This window comes from Acinetobacter sp. YH12129 (genome assembly GCF_013418685.1).
Taxonomy (GTDB): Bacteria; Pseudomonadota; Gammaproteobacteria; order Pseudomonadales; family Moraxellaceae; genus Acinetobacter; species Acinetobacter amyesii.
Window position 1 is genome coordinate 125,523 of record NZ_VPBP01000003.1, and the last position, 26,163, is coordinate 151,685.

The window sequence follows — 26,163 nt, forward strand, 5'->3', positions numbered from 1 at the left end:
TATAAAAATACATCAATTAATAAAAATCACATAAAAAAGAGGACAGAATGAAAGGTCAGATATTAGATTATTCAGTACAAACCAATTCAGGCATCATCAGTGGAGATGATCAAAACCGTTATGAGTTTACAGGTGCAGAATGGCGTGGCCAGAACTCACCTAAACGCGGCGATCATGTAGATTTCGATATCAGTCCAGAAGGTCAAGCTGTTCAAGTATTCAATGCTCTTGGCAGCAGTAATCCTATTCAACAAATTTCACAGCAACTCGATAAAATTTCAAACCAAGACCAAGCTGAATCAAAATTCAACATGATTGATTGGTTTGTCAAATGTCTAAAAAATTATGCCAACTTTACTGGACGTGCACGCCGTAAAGAATATTGGTTTTTTGTATTGGTCTATCTTATCGCAATGATTATTACTCTGATTGTCGATTCAGTGCTTAGAACCAAAGGAATATTCACAGGTATTTTCATCTTAGCAATGGTTATTCCGTCCCTTTCTGTTGCAGTACGTCGTTTACATGATATTAATAAATCTGGTTGGTATTGGTTAATACAAATGATTCCGCTCGTTGGACCAATTCTGGTTCTAATTTGGCTTGCAACAGAAACCAAACCTGAAGTAAACCAATGGGGACAACCTGCCAAATAAATAAAAAATCGTGGCTACTATTTATGTAGCCACCCTATCTACAGCACATTAACTCAGGAAAAATATGAAAGGACAAATACTAGATTTTTCGATTCAAACTAATACTGGGGTGATTAGTGCTGAAGATGGAAAACACTATCAATTTGCTGGTCATGAATGGCGCGGTCAAAGACCACCTACACGTGGAGAACAGGTTGATTTTGCTTTGGATGAAAGTGGGCAAGCGATTCAAGTCTATATTGCATTACACCAACAAAGTTTTTCCACGAATACGCGAGCAAACTACAGTGAAGAAGAGGAAAACTATGACTTTTTCGCGTGGTCATTCAAACCACTGAAAAAGTTTGCTGAATTTGAAGGACGTGCTCGACGTAAAGAGTTCTGGTTCTTTTGGCTATTTTGTATATTGGTCACTATACTTGCCTCTATTTGCGATCTCGTTATTGGCAGTGAACCTTGGCTAGAAAATATTACCAATATCGTTTTACTTATTCCTAGCTTAGCTGTTGGCGCACGTCGACTACATGACACGGGACGTTCAGGTTGGTGGCAACTTTTAATGCTCACAATCATTGGGATCATCCCACTGATTATCTGGTGGGCTACAGACACCAAAGCCGAGAACAACCAATGGGGTCAACCCGCTAGAGATCTGCAACAATAAAATAAGGCGCACAATGCGCCTTATCTTTTAACACAAAAATTTAGCCATATTTACGTGCAAAATCTTCATCTGAAGTGCATAGATAAATAATAAATTCAATAAAAGCAACAATGGATGGAATAAAGGTCCAACAGAATAGTAGATACACAATCCCCCATCCAATACGACCCAAATAGAATTTATGGATACCAAATCCACCAAGGAAGAATGCTAAGAGTGCAGCAACAATTCGACTCTTTTGACCGTATTGCGTGCCTAAAGCATTCGGCACAGCGACTAAGTAAATATCGGTTGCGTAACCCATTCCACTTGTCTCAAAATCAACAAATTGTCCACGAGCAGGAACAGTTTGTCCTTTCCAATCGCTTCCAGAAAATTGATAACGATTCTGATCATCTCCGCTGATGATGCCTGTATTATTTTGAACAGAAAAATCGAGTATTTGCCCTTTCATATAATCCTCTATGTTTTATCTTTATTTGATGATTCTTGGACGTTATTTTCATCAGCAATATAACGAATTATTGATGAATATCATATCATTAACTTATCTTGCCAAATAGCATTTTGTAAACATCAACCTCAATGCATATACCACTGCCATCGCAAATATTGCATAACCTGCGGGTGTGATAAACAACGGAATACACAAAACAATCACCACGGTTAAAGGATATAAAAGTTTTCTAAAACCACTTTGATGATGCAATTCATGGAGTAAATATAAACTTGTCGTATAAATCACAAGGCTGATCGCCACAAAGTAGCTTTCTTTTTCAGAACTAATCAGTGCCTCATGCGAAACCACATCGACTGCCGCAGCTAAACTAGCACCAATCGCTGCAATACTAATAAAGACAAAGAAATGCCCATAGCCCCATGTAAATGCCATTTTGCGGCTATTTAAACGCTCTGCAATACTGGTATCAAAATAAGACCACCACATGGTGAACATCATCATCAGGCCGCCTACCATCAAAAAGATCAGTTCAGTACTAAAACGCTGATTTGTTAATGCATCGGTTATAGCAATCGAGCATCCGACAATAGATTCGCCTAAAACGATAATGGTGAGCAGTGAATATCGCTCTGCAATATGATGCGCATGCCAAGGTGTACGGCTTGCAGCTTCTGCAAAAACTGGCACAGACAGTTCAGCAATTGCGAGCAAAATGAAAAGATAAACGGTGAAATGCAGCGGTGAAAAATGAAAGAACAGCCACCCCACTTGTACCAGTATGATTCCAAACGCATAGCGTAATGCTGTTTTCCGACGGGACAGATCATGCTTTGCAACGCGAAACCACTGCGTAACTAAGCCCAGACGCATAATGGCATAACCAATCACAATTACGTCAAAATCCTGCTTTTGAAAAGCGCTTGGAATACCTGCAGCAATGACCAAAGAACCAATGATCTGTACGAAAGTTAAGATTCGATAGAGCGCATCATCATTATCATACGCCGAAGCAAACCAACTAAAGTTCATCCACGCCCACCACAAGGCAAAAAACACCATGCCATACAGCGTTAAACCCTGAGCCAAATGATTTTCAACAATGGCATGATGCAGTTGCTGCCCTGCTGTTGCGATCGCAACGACAAAGATCAAGTCAAAAAGCAATTCTAAAGAGGTCGCGACACGATGATGCTCATGTGGATCACGTGGGTGCAAAGGTTTGAGCCACTGACTAGGGAATAAAAATGATTTGGACATAGCATTCAGCTTTATTTTTTTCTGTCTGAATTTTTTCAAAAGCCTGAAACAGTTACAAGATCGATTACATAAATCAGATGAGAAACAGTTTTCTAGAAAAAGGATAATGGTTTTAAAAACCTACTTAAGCTTTAGATATTTCAATTGTAGAAGTTAAAAATTCAAAGTGACAAAACTGCGAAAGACGTTTTAAGATAAAAACTCGATAGATCGATGTGTTTTTTATATCTCAGCTATATTTTTCTCTAAATTTTAATGACATACTGCTATCCACTAAAATAATAATGAAACCTAAAAGTAATGTTAGAAGAAAAATTAGCGTCTTTTCCTGACGCAGTTTGGGTACAGATTCATTATGATCAAATGCAAGTTTTAACGCGTGATCATCAAATTGTAGCTGAACAAAACTGCCCTCTGGCTTTTATAGAACGTGGAAGTTTTGTCCGAAACTATCATGTTGCAGAACAGTGCTTCAACCAACTCATACAACAGATCCACTTCAAGTGGTATGAGTTTGGACAGCCGGTTATTTTTATTCAGTTAAAAGAACGCTTAAGTGAAGAAGTCAGCGCACTCGAGCTACAAGCCATTCAAGAAATGGCTCTAAGCGCAAATGCACATTTTGTATTTGTCTACGATAAACATGGCATCGCACTCGAAGCAGAAACCATCAAAAATGATGAGTCACCTTTGCTCAAATGGTTTTTCTGTGGGCTGATTTTTCTGATTTTGCTGATTATCTTTAAATAATCAGCATCATTCTCTTGATTAGGTGCAACTACGACACTTTCTGCTGCTGCAATTGCTCAATACTCGAAATCAAATCGTTAAAACGATCAATCACCAGTGCCGGTGCAGCCGTTTGAATTTCTTCTGCACTACCATAACCATAGCTCACAGCAATACTCTGCACTGCATTACGGCGTGCGCCTAAAATATCGTACTCACGGTCTCCCACCATCACACATTCCTTCGCATCCAACTGTTCTTGCTGCAAAATGTATTCAATTAAATCGCCTTTGTTGGTGCGCTCACCGTTCAGTTCACTGCCATAGATCACAGTAAAATATTGTGCCAAATCAAAATGTTCTAAAATTTGGCGGGCATAGACCGTCGGCTTTGCTGTAGCGACGTACAAGTGAAAGCCTTGCTGTTGTAAAGTTGCTAGAGTTTCGGCAACCGCAGGATACACTTTATTTTCAAATAAACCGGTAACGGCAAAGCGCTCGCGATAGCCAAGTAAAGCCTGATCTGCAAGTACATTATGCACATCGACATTGAGGATTTCGGCCAAAGAGGCTTTCAAAGGTGGTCCAATGATCCAATCGATATTGGTCTCATCCGAAATGGGATGTCCAATTTTCGCCAGTCCATAGCGTGCTGAAGTGGTAATGCCAACTTTTGGATCTGTTAATGTTCCATCGAGATCGATCAATATATTCTTAATCACAGCTTTTACCTTATCCATTCACTTCTGCAAAAATACTATCGAGTGTTCGCTCAAAGTTGCCTATACTATCGCAAATTTTGTGTAATAAGGACATCATTGTGCGCCCTACTGTACTGTGCTTTTCAGGTCTTGACCCTTCAGGTGGTGCAGGACTGCAAGCGGACATTGAAGCCATTGGTCAAAGTGGCGCACATGCTGCCATTGCGTGTACAGCATTAACCGTTCAAAACTCACAACAAGTGTATTCGTTTGAAGCAACCTCTCGTGAGTTATTGCTGGCTCAAGCACATGCCGTCGTCGGTGACCTCCCTATTCGCTGTGTAAAATCAGGAATGTTAGGAACGACTGAAAATATCGCGGCTCTCGCTGAGTTTTTACGTGAACATCCCGAATATCACTATGTTCTCGACCCCGTTTTAGTTGCCAATAGTGGTGGCTCTTTGGGCGATCAAGCAACGTTGGTCAAAGCCTTTGCAGAACTAATTCCACTTGCCACTGTGCTTACACCCAATACCGTAGAATTACGTGCGCTCACAGGTGAAGAGGATATTTCTAAAGCAACTGCGCAACTTTTTGCGATGGGTGCTCAAGCGGTATTAGTAAAAGGTGGGCATGAAAATACGCCTGACTATATTCAAAACTCGTTATATGTTCAGGGTGAATTAGTCTCTGAAACCCGTTGTCCACGACTGGATGGGGAATATCATGGTTCGGGCTGTTCATTGGCGAGTTTTATTGCAGGGCGTTTAGCCTTAGGTGATGAGCTCAAAACGGCTGTTCATCATGCCGAAACATGGTTATTTGGTGTGTTGAAAATCGCTGAATCACCGGTTGTCGGTGGACAAAAAATACCAAAACGTTTTTAAAGTACTCGGTTATTTATTTAAACCCCATAGAATAAAACGCTATATCATTTAAAGCCCTGAATATCAGGGCTTTTTCAAATTAAGAGTCGAGTTGAACGCGATAGACCAAGGTTGGAATTTCCCACGCACCACCAGCAAATCCTTTGCACTGTGTGGTTTTTGCCATATAGGTTTGGATAAAACGCTGACCATTCCATGACCACTCCCCCGTACTATGACAGTCGCCAATGCCTCGTCCACGTTGATTGGAGAAAATCTGCCCTTCGCTAAAACCACTTCCGGAAAAGGTCACGGATTGTTTGATTTGCTTTAAATTTCGATCCATCAGCCAATAGCCATTACCACTATTATATGCCCCACGCCAACATGGCACTTCGACCAAGGCATTTTTCCCATTGATTGGAAACACCACGACCCGATCATCCTCTAAGAAATTTGCATCAAAGAGTTGAGGACAATCTTCTACTGTCGTTTTCTTCTTTATCAATCCAAACAATTGTTTGGCTGTGGGCGCATTGACGGCATACCGTGTTTGTAAGCCCTTACTATAATTTTGAATATTCACTTTCGGAATACTTTTCGGTTTGAGTACATTGACCGAACTGTTATTGGCTTTACGCAATAATGCCGAATTTGTCCCTATGCGCTTTTGAAAATCATCCATACGGAGTAAAACTGCACTAGCGCCCTGCACGGACAATAACCATGTTTTGTTGTTGCCTTTCCACACAATTGGTTGGTTGGCTTGTAAGGCTTGAATCAGTTTTTGAGTTTGAGCTGCACTTAACTGACCCTCCGCGGTTTTGGCATCAAGCTGCACAGTTCCCTGATTTTTACCTAAAATGTAAAGTTGAAGTGGTTTATTTGCCGCATTGAAGGTTTCAGGATCGAGTTTTACTCGTGCGCTGACTTGCGCTTGAGCTCCCGCAGCACGTTGTAATAACACAGAAATAGCGGGCTGATTGCCTTCCGCTTGATAACCTGCAACGCGACATGTCCCCGTATTATCACAAGCGATTTCCCAATCCTTATGTGAAAAATAATTTCCTTGAATTTGAGCAAAACTCACACTACAACCCAATGCAGCAATGTAGCCCAATAAAAGTTGCCAGATGACATTATTTTTGTTCATGTCTTTGGCTCAAAATAATTATATTAGAGCCATCTTAGAATGCTTTTCACTGAAACTCCAGTTTAAATGGATCTGCTACATGATTTAAATTTATAGAGATGAATCATTCAGTTGCTGTATCTCTTCACATTTTTTTCGTTTCGCATTTTCATCACTGAGCGTATTCATCAAATCTGCCGCTAGGCCTTTTAAAAGACTCATATCATCATCGGTCATTTGATTCGGCTGCCGATCTAAAACACAGAAACTTCCCAAGGCCACCCCATTACGGTCTCTAAGTGCAACGCCTGCATAAAAGCGAATGCGGTTATGCATCAATTCAGGTAAATGAGCAAAGCGTGGGTCACGTTGTAAGTCTTCAATAATCAAGCGTTCATTTTGATATACCAAATGGCTGCAGATTGAGTCTTGTTTCGACTGGCGCACCTGCATCGGTTGCTCGGTAGCCTTAGCCAAAGGGCTACCTGGAGTATAGACCCAATCTTGCTTGACCCAAGAAATTTGTGCATATTTCACATCGAAGGCTTGTCGGGCTTCTTCAATATATTGTTCATAAATCGGTAAATTCCGCTCATCCAAAACATTCAGTTCTTCTAATGCTTTTAAGCGCTGTGCTTCAACGCTAGGATCAGGCTCATCCAACCAAGATTCACCATGCTTCAATTGAAAAGCTTCAATGGTTAATAACAAGTCATTCATATTATTGACCACTGCATCGACGGTGAAATTTTCTTTGATCGCATCTAATTGGGATATCTCATCACAGCTCCACAGTGCAAAAATCAGTTTTATATCTGGAAACTGTGCCTTAAAAACATGGCTTAAAAGGCGAATTTGAGCTTCTGGTACTGTATGGAAAATCGAAATACATACGATCTGAATATCCTCTTGGATATCATCCATACTTTGATGCTGATTTTGAATCAATACGTCGCTAAATGCCTGAGCCGGAATACCGCTTAAACTTAGCCCATGCGCCAACATAGCCGATACTTGAACATCAATTTCCCAACGTGCGCTGATACATAACACCGCTGCTTTCTGATCCTGCTGTGCCACTGGATATGCCCGTTGAAAACTATGATTAAACAGTTTTAAGCCTTGATGTAAGCGTAGTCGATGCTCTGCACTGGCCTCGGTGTTGTGTCCGCTCGAAAAAATCCGTATGGCTGGAATCGCCACTTTGGCATAAAACGCATTGACCCGACGTGCCTTGATTTCATCCGTGGCATCTTTCGGTAACTTTTCAGCAATAAAAGTCTGTGCTACATCCATGGCATCTTGCACATCATCAGCGACCAATCGCTGATAAAAGCGCTCATGCGGCTCCAATGCAGGCGTACTACCGATCAGGGTTTTAATAAAACCTAAGGATGGTACATAGCTCGAAAGCACCAATAAACATGCGGTTAAAGGCGTCGATAAAATTAAACCAATTGGCCCCCACACCGCCGTCCAAAACATGGCGGCAATAATAATGGCTAAAGTTGAAAGTCCAGTACTTTCCCCATACAACCAAGGCTCAATAATATTATTACTGACCAACTCTAAGAGCAGGATTAAGCCGACTGTCCACAGCACCATATTCCATGTGGGATCTACCGCAAAAGCCAGTGCAATGGGGAAAATCGCAGAAATCATCGGGCCGACATAGGGAACAAAGCGCATCACAATCGCCACTATTCCCCACATAATTGCTGCCGGCACCCCAATAAACCAAAGTCCCAAAGCCATCGGAATACCGTAGGTCACATTCACCATCAGCTGCATACGTAAATATTTACCGATACGATTGGCCGCTTCATCGAGTGCGTCAGTTCCAATATTTAAATTACCGCCCAGCAGCTTAAGGAAACGATCATGCAAATCTTTCCGATTGACCAAAATCAGAATCACAAACAAAAAAACAATACCCGCAGTTGCCAAGGGATTGAGCACCCGCTCGCTCCAAGCCATGACCGCTTCAGCCGTGGTTTGTTGTTGCCCCACCACTTTCACTTGCTGCACTTTAGGATTTTTCTCTTCTGGCACCACATCATCTATCGAATTTTCAACGGTATCTATGGTGGTTTTTGCGCCATCCCAAACACTTGGGCCGCGTGCAAATTGACGAATAGAATCCATTTTCTTTTGAATTGTGCCCTGATATTGCGGTAATTCTTGGCTTAATTGCCCCAGTTGATAACCCAAATATGAGGCTGCGCCGGACAAAATCGCCAAAGCCAAACCGACCACAATAAATATAGATGGCATCTGTGGTAGTCCCCAACCACGGAGTTTCATCACCAAAGGATCAACTAAAAAAGCCAATAAAATTGCGAGTGCCAATGGAATAAAAATATCTTTGCCAAGATATAAGGCGGCAATCAGCAAACTGCCGATGATAAACCCTGCTGTGATTCGAATCACTTTATGTAAATCTGCAGGGGGCATTTGCTTCGATGCGTTCAGGTCTTGCAAGCCTTGCTTTTGACCTGATGGTGATGATTCAAATTCTTGCGCTAATTTATTATTTTTATGATCCATTTTCTTATCCTGAACGATGGTCATTATTTTTTAATTTAGGCTGAAGTTTTAGGGCTGCATACGCATTTCATGTAATGATTTGCAAAGAAAAAAACAGAGCTTTATAGCTCTGTTTTCATACTGCGTTTCGAGAGGAATTAAAAGGTAATCACTTTACTTTGATGAGTCACAATATCCACGGGAACAGAAATATGTTGATGAACGATCTTCCATTGAGACTGCGTTTTTTTCATCCCAATGGTATTACGACACCACGAGATCCCTGGCGTTGGTATTCCACTCTTATCATCAATTTTGGAATAACAGTGCAGAAAGGCAATATCAGGATCTGCATGGATGACCAATTCCCGCCTAAATACCTTTAAGCCTTCACGAAAATACTCCCGATAAAATTCCCACATTTTTTGATATGCCATTAAGCCACGCATTTCACAACTGGCATCAAAAAAGTACACATCTGCTGCGCAGGATTCAGCAATATTTTCAATTTTCAATTGGCAGATGACCTCATCCCAATTGGCTAAAAATTGCAGAATTTCGTCAGCGGCCTGTTGGTCACCAACTATTTTGATTTTATCTTGCATCTCTGGCACCTATTTATTTTATTTTTTATGAAGCATTGTTCTGGGCGGCGTTTGGAAGTTGAATTTTAACGATCTTCCAGCTCCAACCGCGGCGTTGCATACTAAATACGGTATATTTTTCTTCGCTTAGGCCTTGGAGCGGCACATACAGATCAAATCGATTCCAAGCGCTATAGCTGGCTTTGGGTTCAAGTGGCTGGCTTTGCTTTAAAGCAACAGCGGTTGCAGTTTCGTCATTTTTGGATAGTGTTGACGCATAAGGTTGTTCTGCGACCTTATTTTCAGCATGCGTGAATAGTTCAATCCCTGGGCTAATCATGCTCGGATTGGTCAGTTTGGTTATTTCTGGTAGTTGGATCGACTCTTTTAATGCTTTGCCTTGTAAAAGCAGCATGATACTGGTTGGATTGACCAGACTGTCGACTAGCGTTGCACTCAGGACTGTGCTGAGCTGCCCACCCCAAGACTGGGCGAATTCAGGTAAATGCTGTAGCCCAGTTTTCTGTTGAATGAGGTCTTCGACTTGTGGTTTTAGACTCGATTTGACTGCCGAAAAATCGATATATTGAGCAATTTTTTCAGGTTGATTGTGCTCATAGGCTTGACGTATTTGGTAAAGCACCCAATACGGAGACGCAATCATCCAACCCACGACGATGATCAAGATCGCAATGAGCCCATAATACAAAATATGATTCTGCTTATTCATCTTTCACCACTCTAGCCAGTGAAGTTGTGGTACTTCCATGTACCGTCAAATAAGCCTGATCTAGATTGAATAGCATCCTACCTAACAGCGCTTATCTGAGAACCATATTGCTTTTGATCTTGTGATTTTGACGAGCCTTCAGGTTTTGTTCATCCTGCTAAGTCTGTCTCGATCAGGTTGTTTCAAATTTAAGCCGTTAGGTCTTTAATTTGGGTACTTGCACCATTGGTTTTAACTGATTCAATGCCTTTATCGCGTGATTGCTCACTGGCATAAAATTGGCTGGTCCCAATAATTTGATGGTTTGCCGCTTTCAAATTAAAATATGGTTTGCCATTTTTGGCCGTCAGTCGTTCAAAACGACTGTCATCTGAACTGTTCTTTTGTACAGACTCAATCCCGTTTTGGGCTGATGCTTTCGCTTTATATAATTCACTCGTTAAAATGATTTCACCGTTACCCGCTTTTAAAACAAAACGGAACTGCTGATCATTAGAGTGACTGATCTCGTACCATCCCGACATAGGTTACCCCTTCATTTTCATTGTTTTATCTATTATTCGATCAGGATTTGTTGTTGGAAATTCAACCTGATCTACAGAATATAAATGAACTCGGTCACATTTTTCAATGTCTTTTTTGATCAGTATAAAGCTCAAAATTTAATCAAAAAGGGATTTTTTAATAAATAATTCCAATAAAAAATAATCCGACCGAAGTCAGATTTCATCATTTTTACAGCATGATGTATTTCAAAATATATGCGCGTTTCTGCATGTAATGAATGTCTTAAGAACTCACGATCTGCTTTGAATACGTCGCTTTATTCATTTCTAAAATTTCCACACAAAGTTGCACTTCTACTACTGAAGCTGTGACATGTTGTTTCAGCACGTCCAATAACAACAATGAAATTTGCTTTTGCACTTCGACCGTTCGACCCGTCAATAATGAAACTTTGGCATGCATATACGCATGTTGAGCGTGTTCATCCAAGCCCACAACAAAATCTTGCTGAGCTACGGCACGGCTCTTAATATCATTGATGGCACTCACATGACCCGATTCAAATAAGGCAGCGTTTAGCGCTTTAAGTAAAGGTCGAGCTTCGACGTCAAGGTTATTGGAATATTCCAAATGAATATGCGGCATAGTAAAGACATTTCAAACCTGTAATGCGTCTATTATGCAGGCTGAAAAGTAAAATCTATAGCGGATTAGATATCAATTTCATGTTTAAGTAGACATCCTAAGCCAAGTGTGGCCTTCGCTTAGGATGATTGAAGGCTGCTTTAGAGCGAACAAAAACGAAACTTAAACTTTTTTCACGTATTCAGATTTGAGTTTCATTGCTCCGATACCATCAATTTTACAGTCAATGTCATGACCATCAGTCGCATCGGCTAAAAGACGAATATTTTTAACTTTGGTGCCAACTTTTACCACTGAAGATGAGCCTTTAATTTTAAGGTCTTTCACCACAGTAATCGTGTCACCATCGTTCAATACATTGCCATTGGCATCTTTAATCACCACCTGTTCATCTGCAGCGCTTTCGCCTTCACGCCATTCATGTGAACATTCGGGACAAATCAGTAAATCGCCATCATTATAAGTATATTCAGAATTACATTGGGGACAATTGGGTAAAGACATAATAGACCTCAAAAAAGATGGATGCAAAAATCCATAAAAACTTAATATAACATTTTTATGTATTTCATAAACTTAAAAACCATAAATTTCGTATGGTTTAATCACCTTGTGAAGGTCGTAAATTTCACAACGCTACAGCACTTAGAGGTTTAAATTTTAGATCTCTAATGAGGTGTTTAATATCAACGCTTTTAAGATATGCGCATGATTTTTATCCATATGTTTGGCCGCGGTGAGTAACGTCAGAGGCTCCTCTTTTTCCCATTCGCGCAGTTGTTCTAACTCGGCTTGATGGGGCTGTATTTCTTGCAAATAGCGCTGCTTAAACTCGTCCCATCGAGAAACCATTTCTTCGTCTTGATGGTACCAACGACGTAAATCTGTCGATGGCGTCAATGCCTTCGGCCACAAATCTAGCGCTGCGCTCACTTTCCTGATACCACGCGGCCACAAGCGATCGACCAAAATGCGTTTACCGTCATCTGGGCTGATCTCATCATAAATACGTTTAATGTGTACGGTCATTAAGCCCTCCCTCATCTATTTGCAGTTTTTCGATCATTCTTCAGATTATTCATCGGGGATCGCTGGATTTACTAAAAAAGCCAGTAACTGTAAAGACTCCTGCCAACCCAAATAACAAGCATCAGGTGGAATAACGCTCGGCAACCCTGCCTGTACAATCGTCACTTCGGTTCCTACTGATACCGCTTTAAACTCAACAGTGACCTCGATTTGACCGGCCAACTCTGGCATATCAAATTGGTCTGTATAGCGCAGTAAATGATTCGGCACGACTTCATGATAATCACCATGAAAAGCGTGTGTGGTTCCCGTTGAAAAATTTTGAAATGACATGCGGTACGAGCCACCTACACGCACATCCGAATGCTCCACATGGGCCGTAAATCCATGCGGTGCCATCCATTTCACCAAAGCATCTGGCTCCACAAAGGCACGATAAACGCGCTCTACAGGCGCACTAAAAACACGATGTAATCGAACAGTATTGCTCATGATGATGTCCTTGTGTCATTGTTTTCACTGAATCATCCACATGCATTCACCCTCGCTTTATCGTCCATTTTTATCACACTGAAACGTTCTAAATGAAACAGCTTTGAGACATGCGAGAAAGGTCATTGCTGTTCAATACTATAGTGAATCCTACAGATTGATCCCATCACTTTAACGCAATGCCGTGTTATGTTTTGTGAGCTGCATTCATATTGATTTTTTATAAAAATATTGAAAAATCAAAATTTTACACAATTTCTCTAAAATTTAAATAATAAAAAACCCAGTTGAAAGACTGGGTTCTTGTTGCTAAAGATGCAATAGTGAGACTTAGCTCAATTGTGCTTCATCTTCTTCCAGATCATCATCTTCATAGATATAAGCCATACAACCCCAGCCATCATATTCGCCCGAATGTTGTTCCGCAATTTTAATAAACCACTGCTCTAAATCAACGATATCTTCATAATCAGGTTCCATATAAACATAGACCGTGATAATCCATTCCACGCGATCTGATTCTTCATCTTGGAACAATGAAATTTTTTGCTCTTCTTTCAATAAATACAATGCACACTGTTCAGCCTGCGCTTCGTTCGAAAAGGCAATTGAATATTCGATTTCGTGCGGCACAGATAAATCATCACCATCTTGCTGCATCTGCCACAGCACATTGCCATTATCATCATCTGGAAATTGTTTAAAATCACGAGTCATTGTACTTTCCCTTATCGTTTATGAATTTTATTCTGTTGACTTAGATTAACGGATAATTGTTGCAATTTGCATTAGCTAAATCTCTTTAATCAGAAATAGACCGCCGAAGTGATCTTTCTGATAACAATTCAAATTAAACCACAACATCCATGTGGGCCTGAGTTTCTTTAAGATGTAAAACCAAAGCTGCCATTTTCAATTCTTCTAAGCGTAATTGTAGATAACTGTCGAGTACCCGTGCCTGACTAAAATGTACACCATGCGCATTGAGCAAGGTGAAATCATCCGCCAAAGCCTGCAATAGCTCACCTAAGTTTTCGGTATTTAATTGGGCCAAATACAAGTCAGCACGACTATTAAACACCAATGTAAATAGTTGCATCGCAGCCAAACGACGCTCTTCATCGACATAGTTACAGTTTGCAGTCGATTGCTGCTCCATCGCATCAATCATTTTGCAACGCACCGCAGTCAAATTTTGCTTTGCCGCAGATTCATTCATGCCATCCATCAGCTGTTCTAATACACTCTGTAAAGGCAAAAAGAACGCTGACTGATAGCCCCGTATTTTGTTGTCCAAAGCACGGTTGATATTTTCCAAATGCTGTTGATCCAGCGCTTGGCTATATAAACCCTTTAACTCGGCACGGGCTTGTTCCTGCGTTTGTAATTTGGCTTTTTCTTGATATTTGCTCAAATACTGACGCACTTGTTCGATCTGTGCGCGAATATCATTCAACATGATATCTGCATTGGCCTTGGTGACTTCTAACAAGCCATCTGCCTGTAAAGTTCGATACTCAACATATTGTTCAATATCCACAATATGTTGATATTTCGCTACTTTATCGACTTGGATTTTTAAGCCACTGTTTTGAATGCGTAATTGACTGATTTCATAATTCAGTTCATCTTGTTGCGACTCTGTTTTAGCCAGTTTTAACCGTGCACGATCGAAGTTTTCCTGCAGTGAACGTAGGGTTTTATCATTTTTCAATTTGCGGTTATAAACAAAAAGGAGAGCCACAATTAATAGGATGATAAGGACGATTAAAGCAATATTGATCATTTGCCAATCCTCAAAATAAGCTTCAATAATTTAAGTTTATTCCCCAAAACAAACCTAATTTATAAAAATTAAAATCAATAATTTATTTCATATTAGCAGAATAAATGCAAAAAAATGTATTTATCTGACCAAATACACACTTGCACACAATTTAACTAAAATACTGTTTTAAATAAATTTAATAAAATATTTTTCATATTAAAAAATAATCAATCAATATTCATTAGAAAATATAATAAAACTTTAGAAATGGTATTTATTTACTAAAAGATACAAATAAATTTAATATCAATCTTTCTAAATTTTTCACACACTTTATAGAGATATTTAAATTATTTATATATCCCCAGAATTGGGGATATGGCGTATATCATGTTTCATTTTTAAGCAGAAAAACTAATTTAAAGCTGTAGATATTCTGCGCTTTTTACATACCCTAAAAGTTTCAATGCAACACAGCAGGTTTTATGAACAATGAGCATTCACATGAATATGCTTTAAAATTCTGCCGCGCAATGAATATGAACAGCTTGTTGGGTTAAGGGCTGGGTAAATGCCAGATCGCAAGCATGTAAAGCCATCCGTCCGAGTGAGCTCTGTTTGGCATTCGGGTGATACAGTTGATCCCCAGTAATTGGGTGCCCAATATGCATCATGTGTACACGTAGCTGATGAGAACGCCCAGTCACTGGTGTTAATAATACTCGGCTAATATCCTTGCTTGCGTCATAGCTGATGGCTTGATACAAGGTTTTTGAAGGTTTGCCCAATTCAAAATGCACCATCTGTCGTGGGCGATTTTCCCAGTCCGTAATGAGGGGCACTTCAACACTACCCTCACCTTCGAGTTTGCCTTGAACCAAAGCCACATATTGCTTTTGAACCGTCCTCGCTTGGAACATTTTACTCACCGCCACTTCTGCATCGCGGTGTTTCGCAAACATCAAAATGCCTGATGTTGCCATGTCTAAACGATGGGTAATTTTTGCAGCAGGATACTGCTCCAAAACACGAAGATAGGCACTGTCATGATGCTCAGGCAAACGTCCCGGAACCGACAACAATTCCGCTGGTTTTTCGATGACAACCAAGTCTGCATCTTCATACAAAATACGTAGAGGACCTTGAGGCGGCGCATAGACAAAGTTGGGATCTAAAGGCATGGACAGACTGTGTACTGGGAGAATGTCGGCAAAATAACAACTGACTAATTCGCTGTCAATCGACTTTGACCGATCAGGTTCTACCCTAACGATTATTGGTCCCCAATTTACCAAAGGCAGGTGCTAATGAATGAGACAAATCATCCTCCAGTAATTGTAAGATGCTTGAACTCGTGGTTGATGGATACTGATGTAGTGTGATGCGATATTCGCCCTGAAACCACTGCGACAAATGCAAGGCATAGGTTTGTTTAGGCCCAAGACCTAAATGTTGTTTTAAACGGCTCTTTATCCCTGTCCGTGATGATCCGACATACAAAATGTGATTGGGTTGATTTAACTTGGCACAGGCATGGGTTTTCAATGCCTTAAATGCGGCATAGTCCTGATATGTCTGCTGTATATCGCCACCGACTAGCTCTATCACGTAAATATAAAGTGCATGTTGAGCAAGATCATCAAAGCTTGAAAACTCAAATATACGCTCAGCTTTAGTCTGCTGTGCCTGCAGACAATCCTGTATCAATTGATCCAGATAACCCATAACAAAATTATTTAAAATTTAGATAGTTAAGCATAACAACTTTGTGGTAAAGGACAATCTAAAGGTTTGCTTAATTTTGCTATCTTCTGCGTGATATTTATTACATCAGCAATGATCAAAGTTTGTTGGGAATACATGCGAAGTCTGGAATTTTGAAAAAGATGGAAGGATTTATTATTCGATTGAATTCTTTAAAATTTTTTAGGGTGTAAGAGAAAACAGTGTTGTTTACTTCAACTATCATCACTTTGTAAGTCATGATCTTATAGCCTATAAACTTCTGGTTTATAGCGTCCTAAGCTGAATCGAGACCTTTTGGGTGAGTACTGTACACGTGTTTTGCACCACTGACAGCATGCTACTCTTTTCAATCTCTGTAACACCCTTGAGATATATAGTAGTGATATCGAAGAGGGATTGTTTCCCTGAAAATTACTGTTTTTGGCTTATTTTAAAAATATTTTTCACATTTAAAGATATATTGAAAATATTTTCTCCTTGTATCATTTTTTAGCATTTTTTCCATCTTATAAATGACTTTTTCCGAGAATTTCCGCCACAACTTAGTACTCAAACAACAATTATTTATGCTGTTCAAAGCAAACTATTACTTCTTTTTACTCATTTCAGACAGCAAATCCAGCTGAATTTCCTGAATCTTGGCAAGACGATCCCATTGATGCATCAACAAATGATCTATCTTTTCATGTAAATGGCGAATTTCTAATTCAGCTTTTAAATTCACCTGATAATCATTCTCCGAACGCATGCGGTCTTTAGCTTCTTGACGGTTCTGGCTCATCATAATAATGGGCGCTTGTATGGCAGCGAGGCAAGACAACATCAAATTCAGCAAAATAAAAGGATAAGGATCAGCAGGATGCTTCACCATCACCACAGTATTGACTAAAATCCACACCGCTAAAAACAATGTAAAACAAATAAGAAATGCCCAGCTACCGCCAAATGTTGCAATTTTATCCGCTAGCCTTTCGCCAAAACTCCACTACTGATCCAGCTTTTCTTCAACATTTTTGCTAATCAGATCATGCTGCTGCATGCTGTTCAGCACCTCATATTCTAAATTGGAGACTTCGCCTTGTTCGGAGTTCAGAATTGACTGCACATACTGCATACGGTATTTGGTTAAATCAGTTTGGCATATATAGTCCTGAGCACCAGATTCAGGAAAATCCTGAGCAATTTCTTCTGTAATGACTTTACGCACGGTTCCCATTGGAATCATATTTTTCAGTGGGAAACTTTTTTTGCACACCAAACAAGTACGGCATTCTACTTTCCCGTTCATTCTTGCCTTGCCCAATTGAATTTTATGTTCTTTTGAGCATACTGTTTTGCCTAAATTTAATGCAAGCAGCTTGTGCTTTTACACCCAATATTTTTTATGATTTAAGCTTATTTTAGATAGTGCAATGCAATGTAGGGGGTTAAATTCAAAAGTAAAATACCAATTTTATAGACAGCCATTCCACCATAATGAATAGCGTCAAACTGCTGATCGCTCAACTTAAACCACTGCCCATGCAGGCGTTTCATCCAATCTTTAGCAAAGACAAATACCACAAACCAAATGATTAAAATCAGATAGTTAATCACTAAGCTATACAGCAAGAAATCGCTTAAATGACTCAAGTTCATGGCAAATCTCCTAAGCGTATTTTTATCCTTAGTTTATGCCCCTTTCGAGCAATTGAATATTGCTTTTAAATTTCCGCTTAGATTTGGACTATTTTTAAGAGAGATGCCTGACGATCTTTGAGCTTGTGCTGATTTCACTGGTGTGGTTTGTTTTGTGCAGATTAAAGGAGTAATGATTCATTATTCTTTTTTATTTTGGCTTAAATTTTTGGGGTGGTATAAGAGAAAACAATGTTGTTTACTTCAACTATCATCACTTTGTAAGTCATGATCTTATAGCCTATAAACTTCTGGTTTATAGCGTCCTAAGCTGAATCGAGACCTTTTGGGTGAGTACTGTACACGTGTTTTGCACCACTGACAGCATGCTACTCTTTTCAATCTCTATCACACCCTTGAGATATACTTTAACCAAAGAGGATCGGGATTAATTTCCTAAGTTTTTCTAATTTTCTGCAAATTCAGCAAATTTTTTCAGCCATTTTAGGTTTAGCAGGATATTTTATCTTTTCAGCTCATTTCAGCGTTTTTTATCTGCAGATTTGCCCAATTATAAGAAAATTTTCTTTTACAACAGACAAAACGTCCAAACACAGCGTCAAATTTAAAAATATATCGCCGCTGAACATTCATCCCTTAACTTCATACAAAACTCCGCCCTTTGAGTAGAGCTCTAAGCCTATCCATGTTCTGCAGATATTAGGGTTGATCTTTTCAACGCATGATTGGTCATTGAGCTAAATAGCTTTGTACCCACTGTGCGCTAAACCACCAACCACTATATGCCGCCATGCCACAAAGTAAATTGGCCAAAATTTTATTCATTGGACTGAGGTCTGATGCATATATTTTGAGATTGATCAGATAAGCAATCACAGCATATACCAGTCCAATCGCACCACCAATGATGATCAGGATCAAAGGCCATGCTGCATAGGTATGTGCCTGTGCTGGATATTTTGTAGAACGGATGGTTTCTGTGGTCATGCTGCATATCCTATAAATAACGCGATTACCTGTTTTAGTTAGCAATTTCTGCGCCATTTTTCTTGGATATACAGCGTTATTTCAAGGTTAATGCATGTTCAATTTCTAGTTTTGATTACAGCATTTATCGCAACCAACAACTTTTTCTGTTGGCCAGCTCATACGCGCACGCTTATAAGCGAGTTCGAAATTGGCAAAATAACCAATCAATATTTGCTGGTCAAATTGCGGCATATCTACGCATCCTTGCGTGCCATTGTGAATTAAATGCGAGCCATTCGATAAGGCATTTTCATCCACTATAAATTTAATCATCTACCATTCCCCTCTTTATTTTTTATAAAATTCAAAAGATTAATAAATCCATATAAAAATTATGTGATTTATAATCACATATTAAAATTATGCCTTTATTGTTCAAAAATCAATCGAATTTAAAGATTTTTTTAGGCGTCTCTTGGATGACTTAAACGCATAATGATGTGCTCTTTTAGGACGGATAGGTGCGATTGATTGCTCGATTGCATTTTTTGCGCTTAAGCCAAGTGCTTGGAATGTTGAGTAAAGGTATTTTTCACTCGAACTGACATCAACAAATACGGCGTCCAAATCACACAACCGAAAGTACTGTCTCTAACTGTATGATGGTCTGTGTATCAGTAGCGCTTCTTATAATTTTTATAATCTTTATCAAACTTTGCTAATACTCAGTTTCTGATTTTTAATTTTATATTTATTAAACAAAACGCAGATCACCCACTCTAAAAGATGGATTCATTTTAGAGTGAAATATTGATTGGTTTATAAAGGGGTATCGACCTGTACAGTTCGTTTTTGGCGTATGCGGCGAACCAACCAGATCACGATTGCAATCACTAAGATCACCACGAAAAATGGGACTAAAAAGGCCAATACTGACAAGACTGCAGCACCAATCCATTCCCCTGTAGATAAGATTGGATTTGCAACACCACCTGTGGTTGCGGTAGATACGCCACGTGCAGCGACGGTACTCATTTGCACTGCTGTTGCTGTACCACCACCCACGATAATTGCTGCCGCCCAACTGGCAAACTGTGACATTTCACCTGAGCTTACTGCCATTGTAGCGATGGTCCCTGCAATCATGGCTGCAGGTGTTGAAATGGTGTCGAGGGCATTATCTACCCAAGGAATATAGTATGCGGCGATTTCACAAACCGTCGCAATTGCTAAGCCGATACATACTGCAGGCATAGACAACCATTCGAATCCTTTCATTGGTTCGAATAGTCCTAAAATGGAAGCAACACTCATCGCCAATAAAGGTACAAAGACACGGAAGCCACAGGCAGCACTTAAGCCAATACCGATACACAGTCCTAATATTGTTTCCATGGGCTTCTCCGAACGGTTAAACGTACAATTTGTTTTTATATATGCTGTGTTATACGTTAGCAAAAAGCCCTATCGAGTGATAGGGCTTTTCTTTCTAAACAGCGGATAACTGTTAGTGTTTTGCAGCTTAGGCATTCTTATTGTTAAATTGATTGCCTTGGCATTTGGTACACGGTGGTAAACGATCAGTACCAATTTCTAAGTAGACGCGGTGTCCGCATTGAACACAAAAATAGAAGCCTGTTCCGGGTTTTTGACCAGCAGTAACCATTTTTGTTCTCCATGTGTTTTTAGAAATGGTAGATTCAGTATAACTCTCTTGTGATGAATGTCTATTGGTCATTTCGACAATTGATAATGGCATTTAGGCAAAGCATAATTTCGAATGGAAATTTTGGTGGGTTTACAGCGATTTGCTGAGCCAGTTTTCTACTTGTAGTTCGTCTACACGCAGAAATTCTTTTTCATTGTTTGTGACCATGACCCAATTATTTGATCGTGCATGCGCAGCTAGCCATAAATCGTTATTGCCAATCATTTTCCCCTGAAGCGCTAACTGTTTTCGAATTTGAGCATAGTGTACGGCGGTGTGTTCATCTAACTCTATAACAGGAATGATTGAAGTTAATTCATCGATAACTTTGAAAGCTTTGTCTTTCCATTGGCTTTTTTCCGCACCAAAGCGAAGTTCACCTAAAGTAATCACTGAAATAAAAATATTGCCGTCAGGTAAATGTTTTTCAAAATGCTGACGTACAATTTCGGGTTGATGCTTGGTGATATAAATACAAATATTGGTATCTAATAAATATTGTGTTGGCATTAGAACTCTTCTCGTTCTTGCGGTGGTTCATCCACTCTTGTTTCTGCATAAAAGTCGTCTGGCATTTGTGCCAAAACTTTAAATAATTGATCTGCTGTGACCGGTTTTTCACGCAATATGACTTCGTCACCACGGCGGAAGATTTCAACTTCTTTGCCTTCAAAGCGAAATTCTTTGGGTAAGCGAATAGCTTGGCTGCGACCTGTCATAAAAACTTTTGCGGTAGTCATAGGGCTACTCCATCAGTTTTGATATATATCTTATGATAGGTATTTATTGAGTGTTTTTCAATCAAAAATATAAATATCTTGTAAAAATCAGTGTGAGTTTTTAATGTTAATAATTAGCATTGATATAATTACATAAGTGCTCATTCTCACTATCTAGCCAGTCTCCAAAAACATCTATATCCTCTGCTTTCTTTAGCAGTTGTGAGAGCGATTTATCATCCATTACTAGATCTAAGCCACTATTACAAAACATCCATGCAACCTCTAAGTTTTCTTTAAAAAAATTATCTACTTCATCAAAAAAAAGACAAATATTTTCAAATTCACTTTCATTCAGCGGTATAAAGTTAAAGTGAACACTATCTTTATAATCTGACATTGTCGCAGGAACTACTCCATAATTTTCTAAATGAAAATGAAATGATTGCCCTTTCTTTTCAAAACCACCATGAGCAAAAGTATTCCTATACTTCTCTTTAATTAAAGTGAGTTCATCATGTATTCTTTTACTATTTGGATTACTTAAGTCAAAAACTTCACTGTATTTTTTAGACCAAAACTCACCAATAAATTTCTTAATATCATATTCCTTCTTATTTTTTGAAAAAGGCAATGCAAGCACTAAAATATGTTCTAACCGACTAAAATATGAATCAATCATTGCCAAGGAGTTATACACTGCGTACTGCTCTAAATCTCTTTTAGCAAAAAATGTATTCAACATGCTAGAAAAGTCTTTATTCTTAATAACGTTATCAATTTCTTTTTTAAAAATTTTTTTAGATTGGTCGCGAAAATAATAATATTGACCACTTAATTTATGGAAAAGATTTGGAATTGTAAAATTATTTAATGCAACTTGATTTTCTGCATACTGATTCAAAATATTCTTTTCAATAAACTTAATATTTTTCTTTAATTTATTAATTAATTCTTTCTGAATAGCCTCAACATCTGCTATTCGTTCACTATACAATCTTAAACCAAATTTGTGAGAGCTAATTAAATTTACTGCACCTTTATATTCAAAAATTATCCCCCAATGCATTTTATCCCATCTGGATATTGTTCTAAATCCACATATTTTATGAAGAGTAAATAAGAGTATAGACTCTACTGGAAAATCTTCACGAGAAATAGATATTACTGTTTTTTCATCTAATTTAGTTTCAGATGAAGGATCTGTTAATTTGAAATCTTGAAATATTCTTTCTAATTGAACTTTTATCTCTTTAGTAAACTTCATATTCCCAACTCAAAAAAACCCTACATCAATGTAGGGTCTTTTTTAAACAATATCAAATACTTTAATCTCCCCCTTGCGAAGTAATACTTCTCATCTTTTAAAAAGGGGAACTCCCTCCTTTTTCAAAGGTGAGGAATATATTCCGTAAGGGGAGGATTTAAAGAATTACATCAAGCCACATTCCCTTCCAAGAAATCCTGTGCAAAACGCTGCAATACACCGCCCGCTTCATACACATGCACTTCTTCTTCGGTATCCAAACGGCAAGTCACAGGCACTTTAATGATTTCATTTTTACCATCAGCAGTTGAACGCTCTACCACCAAAGTCAGGTCAGAACGCGGCGCAATATTACCAATCACGCTATACAACTCAGTACCATCAAGCTTCAAGGTTTTACGGTCAGTCCCTGCTTTAAACTCAAGCGGTAACACACCCATACCCACCAAATTTGTACGGTGAATACGCTCAAAACCTTCCGCCACAATCACTTCCACACCTGCAAGGCGCACACCTTTGGCAGCCCAGTCACGGCTCGAACCCTGACCGTAGTCTTTACCTGCAATGATGATGAGCGGCTGCTTACGGTTCATATAAGTTTCAATCGCTTCCCACATACGCATCACTTCGCCTTCAGGCTCTACACGCGCTTTTGAACCTTGTTTGATCGTGCCGTCAGAACGAACCACCATTTCATTGAACAATTTCGGGTTAGCAAATGTTGCACGCTGCGCAGTCAAATGGTCACCGCGGTGGGTTGCGTATGAGTTAAAGTCTTCTTCAGGCACGCCCATTTTATGTAAGTACTCACCTGCAGCCGAATCCATCATGATCGCATTTGAAGGCGATAAATGGTCTGTGGTGATATTGTCAGGCAAGATCGCAAGCGGACGCATATTTGACAAGGTACGCGGTGCAGCCAATGCCCCTTCCCAATACGGCGGACGGCGGATATAAGTACTTTGCGGACGCCAGTCGTATAGTGGGCTTGCCGCTTTTTCACGCTCACCCAAATCAAACATTGGGATATACACTTTCTTAAACTGTTCAGGTTTAACCGCTTCTTTCACCAATGCATCAATTTCAGCATCAGACGGCCAAATGTCTTTTAAGTAAATTGGATTACCGTCTTTGTCATTACCCAGTGAATCGGTTTCGATATCAAAACGAATCGTCCCTGCAATGGCATACGCCACAACGAGTGGAGGCGAAGCCAAGAACGCTTGTTTTGCATAAGGATGGATACGACCATCGAAGTTACGGTTACCTGAAAGTACCGCAGTTGCGTACAAATCACGATCAATAATTTCTTGTTGGATTTTTGGATCTAAAGCACCTGACATACCATTACACGTGGTACATGCATATGCCACGATACCAAAGCCCAGTTTTTCTAAATCACCGAGTACACCTGCTTCTTCTAGGTATAAAGCGGCTGCTTTAGAACCCGGTGCAAATGATGATTTCACCCAAGGTTTACGCACTAAACCCAATTCATTTGCTTTACGTGCCAACAAACCTGCTGCAACGGTATTACGTGGGTTAGAGGTATTGGTACAAGAGGTAATGGCAGCAATAATCACCGCGCCATCTGGCATTAAACCTTCTGCTTCTTGCGCACGTGCTGCTTCTAAGTTTCCTGCAATGCCTTTCGCTTTTAAGTCAGCCGTCGATACACGCGCATGCGGGTTCGATGGACCTGCAATGTTACGGGTTACTTTCGACAAATCAAAACGCAGTACACGCGGGTATTCCGCAGCGGTCATATCAGACGCCCAAAGACCGATTTCTTTGGCATAGCCTTCAACCAATTTCACTTGATCCGCTTCACGGCCTGTCAAAGTCAGGTAATCAATGGTGTTTTGGTCAATGTAGAACATCGCAGCCGTTGCGCCATATTCAGGGGTCATGTTCGAGATCGTTGCACGGTCACCCACTGACATGCTGTCAGCACCTTCACCGAAGAACTCTAAATAAGCACCGACTACACGTTCTTTACGCAAGAATTCAGTAAGTGCTAACACGATGTCAGTTGCGGTAATGCCCGCTTGACGCTGACCAACAAGTTCTACACCAATGATGTCTGGCAGACGCATCCAAGATGCACGGCCGAGCATCACGTTTTCAGCTTCTAGACCGCCGACACCTACAGAGATTACGCCCAATGCATCAGTATGTGGGGTATGTGAATCTGTACCCACACAGGTATCAGGGAATGCTAAACCATCACGGTTTTGAATTACTGGAGACATTTTCTCCAAGTTAATTTGGTGCATGATACCGTTGCCCGCAGGGATCACATCGACATTTTCAAAGGCTGTTTTGGTCCATTCAATAAAATGGAAACGGTCTTCGTTACGGCGGTCTTCAATCGCGCGGTTTTTCTCAAATGCGTCTGGGTCAAAACCGCCAAACTCTACAGCTAAAGAGTGATCGACAATCAGCTGCGTTGGAACAACAGGATTGACTTTTGATGGGTCGCCGCCTTGGTCTGCAATCGCATCACGCAAGCCTGCAAGGTCAACCAATGCGGTTTGACCGAGGATGTCATGACACACCACACGTGCAGGGTACCAAGGGAAATCGTGGTCTTGTTTGCGGTTAATCAGTTCTTTTAAAGACTGTTCTAAGATTGCAGGGTCGCATTTACGAACCAACTGCTCTGCAAGGACTTTAGATGTATATGGGAGTTTTGCGTATGCGCCTGGCTGAATATCTTCTACGGCTTGGCGTACATCGAAGTATTCTAGCTGGGTGCCTTGCAGCGGTTTACGGTAGTTGTTGTTCATAGCGTTCCTGCCCTCGGTCTTTCATTTTTTTGCGTTGTCTTTTTCATAGACAATTCATCTTTGTTCGATAGGCATACTACACTGCCGAAAACCCATTTCCCAAATCTCATATATTTCATATAGTTAAATATAAAAATAGGGGTTTTTGAAATATTTAGTTACACTAACTTTGGAATATTCGCTCTAAATATGAATTTTTTTGAAAAATAGCTGCAAATCCGCCTCATTCTTTAGTCTAAGGTAAATTGCACTGCATAATATTTAATCTAAATATCAACCAAATTGATTAAAAATCAGTCTTATCAATTTTAGTATTTAATAATCAAGGCATTAAATTACTTCATTAGCTCATTGCGCCTCAAAGCCACAATGTGAATCAAAACACAGTTTTATTATTTATTTTATCTTAATTCTCAATTTATCCCTATTTGCAGGGATAGCGTCGAATCACCCCTCTCTCAGATAATAAAAGCACGACATACAAGAACAGTAATTCGCTGTACTCGCCAAAATAATCACAATATTTACAAAATCTTAGCTAAATAAATCAGCGATTACTGTTCTACCGTCATTATGCTTTGG

At 39.7% G+C, this 26,163-nt stretch carries 29 protein-coding genes and 2 pseudogenes; 4 read left to right on the forward strand and 27 right to left on the reverse strand.

Annotated features, from left to right (window positions below):
- Positions 1-47: 47 nt before the first annotated feature.
- The gene (locus FTU65_RS03045; protein WP_168378561.1) at positions 48-656 is read left to right on the forward strand and encodes a DUF805 domain-containing protein; all 609 of its coding nucleotides are present in this window, start codon (positions 48-50) and stop codon (positions 654-656) included.
- Positions 657-720: 64 nt separating this feature from the next.
- The gene (locus FTU65_RS03050; RefSeq protein WP_180066338.1) at positions 721-1,320 is read left to right on the forward strand and encodes a DUF805 domain-containing protein; all 600 of its coding nucleotides are present in this window, start codon (positions 721-723) and stop codon (positions 1,318-1,320) included.
- Positions 1,321-1,360: 40 nt separating this feature from the next.
- On the opposite strand, the gene FTU65_RS16205 is transcribed toward FTU65_RS03050, so the two are convergent.
- The gene (locus tag FTU65_RS16205; protein ID WP_228144741.1) at positions 1,361-1,774 is read right to left on the reverse strand and encodes a TM2 domain-containing protein; all 414 of its coding nucleotides are present in this window, start codon (positions 1,772-1,774) and stop codon (positions 1,361-1,363) included.
- 93 nt (positions 1,775-1,867) lie between these two features.
- The gene (locus FTU65_RS03060; protein ID WP_180064948.1) at positions 1,868-3,037 is read right to left on the reverse strand and encodes a low temperature requirement protein A; all 1,170 of its coding nucleotides are present in this window, start codon (positions 3,035-3,037) and stop codon (positions 1,868-1,870) included.
- A gap of 300 nt (positions 3,038-3,337) precedes the next feature.
- Here FTU65_RS03060 and FTU65_RS03065 point away from each other — a divergent pair, with 300 nt between their 5' ends.
- Entirely contained in the window at positions 3,338-3,787 is a 450-nt protein-coding gene (locus tag FTU65_RS03065) for a hypothetical protein (protein ID WP_168378559.1), read from the forward strand.
- Between the two features lie 28 nt (positions 3,788-3,815).
- Here the strand turns inward: FTU65_RS03065 and FTU65_RS03070 are convergent, their stop codons facing one another.
- Positions 3,816-4,487, reverse strand: coding sequence for an HAD-IA family hydrolase (locus tag FTU65_RS03070; RefSeq protein ID WP_180055601.1), 672 nt, complete (start codon positions 4,485-4,487; stop codon positions 3,816-3,818).
- A 98-nt stretch (positions 4,488-4,585) separates the two neighbouring features.
- Between FTU65_RS03070 and FTU65_RS03075 the strand changes: the two genes are divergently transcribed.
- Positions 4,586-5,353 carry a hydroxymethylpyrimidine/phosphomethylpyrimidine kinase gene (locus tag FTU65_RS03075; RefSeq protein WP_078191115.1) on the forward strand — a complete coding sequence of 256 codons (768 nt, stop codon included), beginning with the start codon at positions 4,586-4,588 and terminating at the stop codon, positions 5,351-5,353.
- Between the two features lie 79 nt (positions 5,354-5,432).
- Here the strand turns inward: FTU65_RS03075 and FTU65_RS03080 are convergent, their stop codons facing one another.
- The 24 genes and pseudogenes from FTU65_RS03080 to acnD all read right to left on the reverse strand — a co-directional run bounded on the left by FTU65_RS03080 (position 5,433) and on the right by acnD (position 25,581).
- Positions 5,433-6,485: a DUF1176 domain-containing protein gene (locus FTU65_RS03080; protein ID WP_180021350.1), complete on the reverse strand. Its 1,053-nt coding sequence runs from the start codon at positions 6,483-6,485 to the stop codon at positions 5,433-5,435.
- A 90-nt stretch (positions 6,486-6,575) separates the two neighbouring features.
- Positions 6,576-9,011, reverse strand: a complete 2,436-nt coding sequence (locus tag FTU65_RS03085; RefSeq protein ID WP_257222574.1) for an AI-2E family transporter — start codon at positions 9,009-9,011, stop codon at positions 6,576-6,578.
- 137 nt (positions 9,012-9,148) lie between these two features.
- Positions 9,149-9,595 (reverse strand): nuclear transport factor 2 family protein, encoded by a 447-nt coding sequence (locus FTU65_RS03090; protein WP_218949636.1) that lies wholly within the window; start codon positions 9,593-9,595, stop codon positions 9,149-9,151.
- 25 nt (positions 9,596-9,620) lie between these two features.
- Positions 9,621-10,304, reverse strand: coding sequence for a DUF2939 domain-containing protein (locus FTU65_RS03095; protein WP_180064950.1), 684 nt, complete (start codon positions 10,302-10,304; stop codon positions 9,621-9,623).
- A 188-nt stretch (positions 10,305-10,492) separates the two neighbouring features.
- Entirely contained in the window at positions 10,493-10,828 is a 336-nt protein-coding gene (locus tag FTU65_RS03100) for a YegP family protein (protein WP_168378556.1), read from the reverse strand.
- A gap of 265 nt (positions 10,829-11,093) precedes the next feature.
- Complete coding sequence (locus FTU65_RS03105; protein ID WP_180009304.1) at positions 11,094-11,456, reverse strand: 5-carboxymethyl-2-hydroxymuconate Delta-isomerase; 363 nt, start codon at positions 11,454-11,456, stop codon at positions 11,094-11,096.
- Positions 11,457-11,618: 162 nt separating this feature from the next.
- Positions 11,619-11,960, reverse strand: a complete 342-nt coding sequence (locus FTU65_RS03110) for a zinc ribbon domain-containing protein YjdM (protein WP_180064951.1) — start codon at positions 11,958-11,960, stop codon at positions 11,619-11,621.
- Between the two features lie 156 nt (positions 11,961-12,116).
- Entirely contained in the window at positions 12,117-12,485 is a 369-nt protein-coding gene (locus tag FTU65_RS03115; protein ID WP_180064952.1) for a DUF488 domain-containing protein, read from the reverse strand.
- A gap of 45 nt (positions 12,486-12,530) precedes the next feature.
- Complete coding sequence (locus tag FTU65_RS03120) at positions 12,531-12,977, reverse strand: SRPBCC family protein (RefSeq protein WP_180009873.1); 447 nt, start codon at positions 12,975-12,977, stop codon at positions 12,531-12,533.
- Positions 12,978-13,307: 330 nt separating this feature from the next.
- Positions 13,308-13,694, reverse strand: coding sequence for a ribonuclease E inhibitor RraB (locus tag FTU65_RS03125; protein ID WP_168378552.1), 387 nt, complete (start codon positions 13,692-13,694; stop codon positions 13,308-13,310).
- Positions 13,695-13,827: 133 nt separating this feature from the next.
- Positions 13,828-14,763 carry a hypothetical protein gene (locus tag FTU65_RS03130; protein ID WP_180064953.1) on the reverse strand — a complete coding sequence of 312 codons (936 nt, stop codon included), beginning with the start codon at positions 14,761-14,763 and terminating at the stop codon, positions 13,828-13,830.
- Positions 14,764-15,260: 497 nt separating this feature from the next.
- Complete coding sequence (locus FTU65_RS03135; protein ID WP_078191125.1) at positions 15,261-15,926, reverse strand: pseudouridine synthase; 666 nt, start codon at positions 15,924-15,926, stop codon at positions 15,261-15,263.
- An 85-nt stretch (positions 15,927-16,011) separates the two neighbouring features.
- On the reverse strand, positions 16,012-16,470 hold the full coding sequence (locus FTU65_RS03140; protein WP_180064954.1) for a GIY-YIG nuclease family protein: 459 nt from the start codon (positions 16,468-16,470) through the stop codon (positions 16,012-16,014).
- Between the two features lie 607 nt (positions 16,471-17,077).
- Positions 17,078-17,779, reverse strand: a pseudogene (locus tag FTU65_RS03145) (DUF1003 domain-containing protein).
- 107 nt (positions 17,780-17,886) lie between these two features.
- The gene (locus FTU65_RS03150; protein ID WP_078191128.1) at positions 17,887-18,129 is read right to left on the reverse strand and encodes a DUF6868 family protein; all 243 of its coding nucleotides are present in this window, start codon (positions 18,127-18,129) and stop codon (positions 17,887-17,889) included.
- Positions 18,130-18,858: 729 nt separating this feature from the next.
- Positions 18,859-19,116, reverse strand: a complete 258-nt coding sequence (locus FTU65_RS03155; RefSeq protein ID WP_180009876.1) for a hypothetical protein — start codon at positions 19,114-19,116, stop codon at positions 18,859-18,861.
- A gap of 105 nt (positions 19,117-19,221) precedes the next feature.
- The gene (locus FTU65_RS03160; RefSeq protein ID WP_180009877.1) at positions 19,222-19,431 is read right to left on the reverse strand and encodes a hypothetical protein; all 210 of its coding nucleotides are present in this window, start codon (positions 19,429-19,431) and stop codon (positions 19,222-19,224) included.
- Between the two features lie 221 nt (positions 19,432-19,652).
- Positions 19,653-19,739 (reverse strand): annotated as a pseudogene (locus tag FTU65_RS16525) (DUF2569 family protein); the annotation flags it as partial.
- 178 nt (positions 19,740-19,917) lie between these two features.
- Entirely contained in the window at positions 19,918-20,493 is a 576-nt protein-coding gene (locus FTU65_RS03170; RefSeq protein WP_180009878.1) for a DUF4126 domain-containing protein, read from the reverse strand.
- 127 nt (positions 20,494-20,620) lie between these two features.
- The gene (locus FTU65_RS03175; RefSeq protein ID WP_306669532.1) at positions 20,621-20,857 is read right to left on the reverse strand and encodes a hypothetical protein; all 237 of its coding nucleotides are present in this window, start codon (positions 20,855-20,857) and stop codon (positions 20,621-20,623) included.
- Between the two features lie 39 nt (positions 20,858-20,896).
- Complete coding sequence (locus FTU65_RS03180; RefSeq protein WP_180009879.1) at positions 20,897-21,316, reverse strand: type II toxin-antitoxin system VapC family toxin; 420 nt, start codon at positions 21,314-21,316, stop codon at positions 20,897-20,899.
- Positions 21,316-21,546, reverse strand: a complete 231-nt coding sequence (locus FTU65_RS03185) for an antitoxin (protein ID WP_078191134.1) — start codon at positions 21,544-21,546, stop codon at positions 21,316-21,318. The genes FTU65_RS03180 and FTU65_RS03185 overlap by 1 nt, the downstream gene beginning before the upstream one ends.
- Positions 21,547-21,652: 106 nt before the next feature.
- Complete coding sequence (locus tag FTU65_RS16210; protein WP_257222575.1) at positions 21,653-22,792, reverse strand: hypothetical protein; 1,140 nt, start codon at positions 22,790-22,792, stop codon at positions 21,653-21,655.
- A 170-nt stretch (positions 22,793-22,962) separates the two neighbouring features.
- Positions 22,963-25,581: a Fe/S-dependent 2-methylisocitrate dehydratase AcnD gene (acnD, locus tag FTU65_RS03195; protein WP_180009880.1), complete on the reverse strand. Its 2,619-nt coding sequence runs from the start codon at positions 25,579-25,581 to the stop codon at positions 22,963-22,965.
- Positions 25,582-26,163 lie beyond the last annotated feature (582 nt).

Coding starts and splice junctions, on each gene's coding strand:
- FTU65_RS03160 (WP_180009877.1), bottom strand. CDS start 19,431: ATGATTAAATTTATAGTGGATGAAAATGCCTTATCGAATGGCTCGCAT.
- FTU65_RS03150 (WP_078191128.1), bottom strand. CDS start 18,129: ATGAACTTGAGTCATTTAAGCGATTTCTTGCTGTATAGCTTAGTGATT.
- FTU65_RS03085 (WP_257222574.1), bottom strand. CDS start 9,011: ATGGATCATAAAAATAATAAATTAGCGCAAGAATTTGAATCATCACCA.
- FTU65_RS16210 (WP_257222575.1), bottom strand. CDS start 22,792: ATGAAGTTTACTAAAGAGATAAAAGTTCAATTAGAAAGAATATTTCAA.
- FTU65_RS03095 (WP_180064950.1), bottom strand. CDS start 10,304: ATGAATAAGCAGAATCATATTTTGTATTATGGGCTCATTGCGATCTTG.
- FTU65_RS03170 (WP_180009878.1), bottom strand. CDS start 20,493: ATGGAAACAATATTAGGACTGTGTATCGGTATTGGCTTAAGTGCTGCC.
- FTU65_RS03090 (WP_218949636.1), bottom strand. CDS start 9,595: ATGCAAGATAAAATCAAAATAGTTGGTGACCAACAGGCCGCTGACGAA.
- FTU65_RS03105 (WP_180009304.1), bottom strand. CDS start 11,456: ATGCCGCATATTCATTTGGAATATTCCAATAACCTTGACGTCGAAGCT.
- FTU65_RS03100 (WP_168378556.1), bottom strand. CDS start 10,828: ATGTCGGGATGGTACGAGATCAGTCACTCTAATGATCAGCAGTTCCGT.
- FTU65_RS03175 (WP_306669532.1), bottom strand. CDS start 20,857: ATGCCATTATCAATTGTCGAAATGACCAATAGACATTCATCACAAGAG.
- FTU65_RS03130 (WP_180064953.1), bottom strand. CDS start 14,763: ATGATCAATATTGCTTTAATCGTCCTTATCATCCTATTAATTGTGGCT.
- FTU65_RS03115 (WP_180064952.1), bottom strand. CDS start 12,485: ATGACCGTACACATTAAACGTATTTATGATGAGATCAGCCCAGATGAC.
- FTU65_RS03120 (WP_180009873.1), bottom strand. CDS start 12,977: ATGAGCAATACTGTTCGATTACATCGTGTTTTTAGTGCGCCTGTAGAG.
- FTU65_RS03045 (WP_168378561.1), top strand. CDS start 48: ATGAAAGGTCAGATATTAGATTATTCAGTACAAACCAATTCAGGCATC.
- FTU65_RS03060 (WP_180064948.1), bottom strand. CDS start 3,037: ATGTCCAAATCATTTTTATTCCCTAGTCAGTGGCTCAAACCTTTGCAC.
- FTU65_RS03110 (WP_180064951.1), bottom strand. CDS start 11,960: ATGTCTTTACCCAATTGTCCCCAATGTAATTCTGAATATACTTATAAT.
- FTU65_RS03065 (WP_168378559.1), top strand. CDS start 3,338: ATGTTAGAAGAAAAATTAGCGTCTTTTCCTGACGCAGTTTGGGTACAG.
- FTU65_RS03135 (WP_078191125.1), bottom strand. CDS start 15,926: ATGCCTTTAGATCCCAACTTTGTCTATGCGCCGCCTCAAGGTCCTCTA.
- FTU65_RS03180 (WP_180009879.1), bottom strand. CDS start 21,316: ATGCCAACACAATATTTATTAGATACCAATATTTGTATTTATATCACC.
- FTU65_RS03050 (WP_180066338.1), top strand. CDS start 721: ATGAAAGGACAAATACTAGATTTTTCGATTCAAACTAATACTGGGGTG.
- FTU65_RS03185 (WP_078191134.1), bottom strand. CDS start 21,546: ATGACTACCGCAAAAGTTTTTATGACAGGTCGCAGCCAAGCTATTCGC.
- FTU65_RS03140 (WP_180064954.1), bottom strand. CDS start 16,470: ATGGGTTATCTGGATCAATTGATACAGGATTGTCTGCAGGCACAGCAG.
- FTU65_RS03155 (WP_180009876.1), bottom strand. CDS start 19,116: ATGACCACAGAAACCATCCGTTCTACAAAATATCCAGCACAGGCACAT.
- FTU65_RS16205 (WP_228144741.1), bottom strand. CDS start 1,774: ATGAAAGGGCAAATACTCGATTTTTCTGTTCAAAATAATACAGGCATC.
- FTU65_RS03125 (WP_168378552.1), bottom strand. CDS start 13,694: ATGACTCGTGATTTTAAACAATTTCCAGATGATGATAATGGCAATGTG.
- FTU65_RS03080 (WP_180021350.1), bottom strand. CDS start 6,485: ATGAACAAAAATAATGTCATCTGGCAACTTTTATTGGGCTACATTGCT.
- acnD (WP_180009880.1), bottom strand. CDS start 25,581: ATGAACAACAACTACCGTAAACCGCTGCAAGGCACCCAGCTAGAATAC.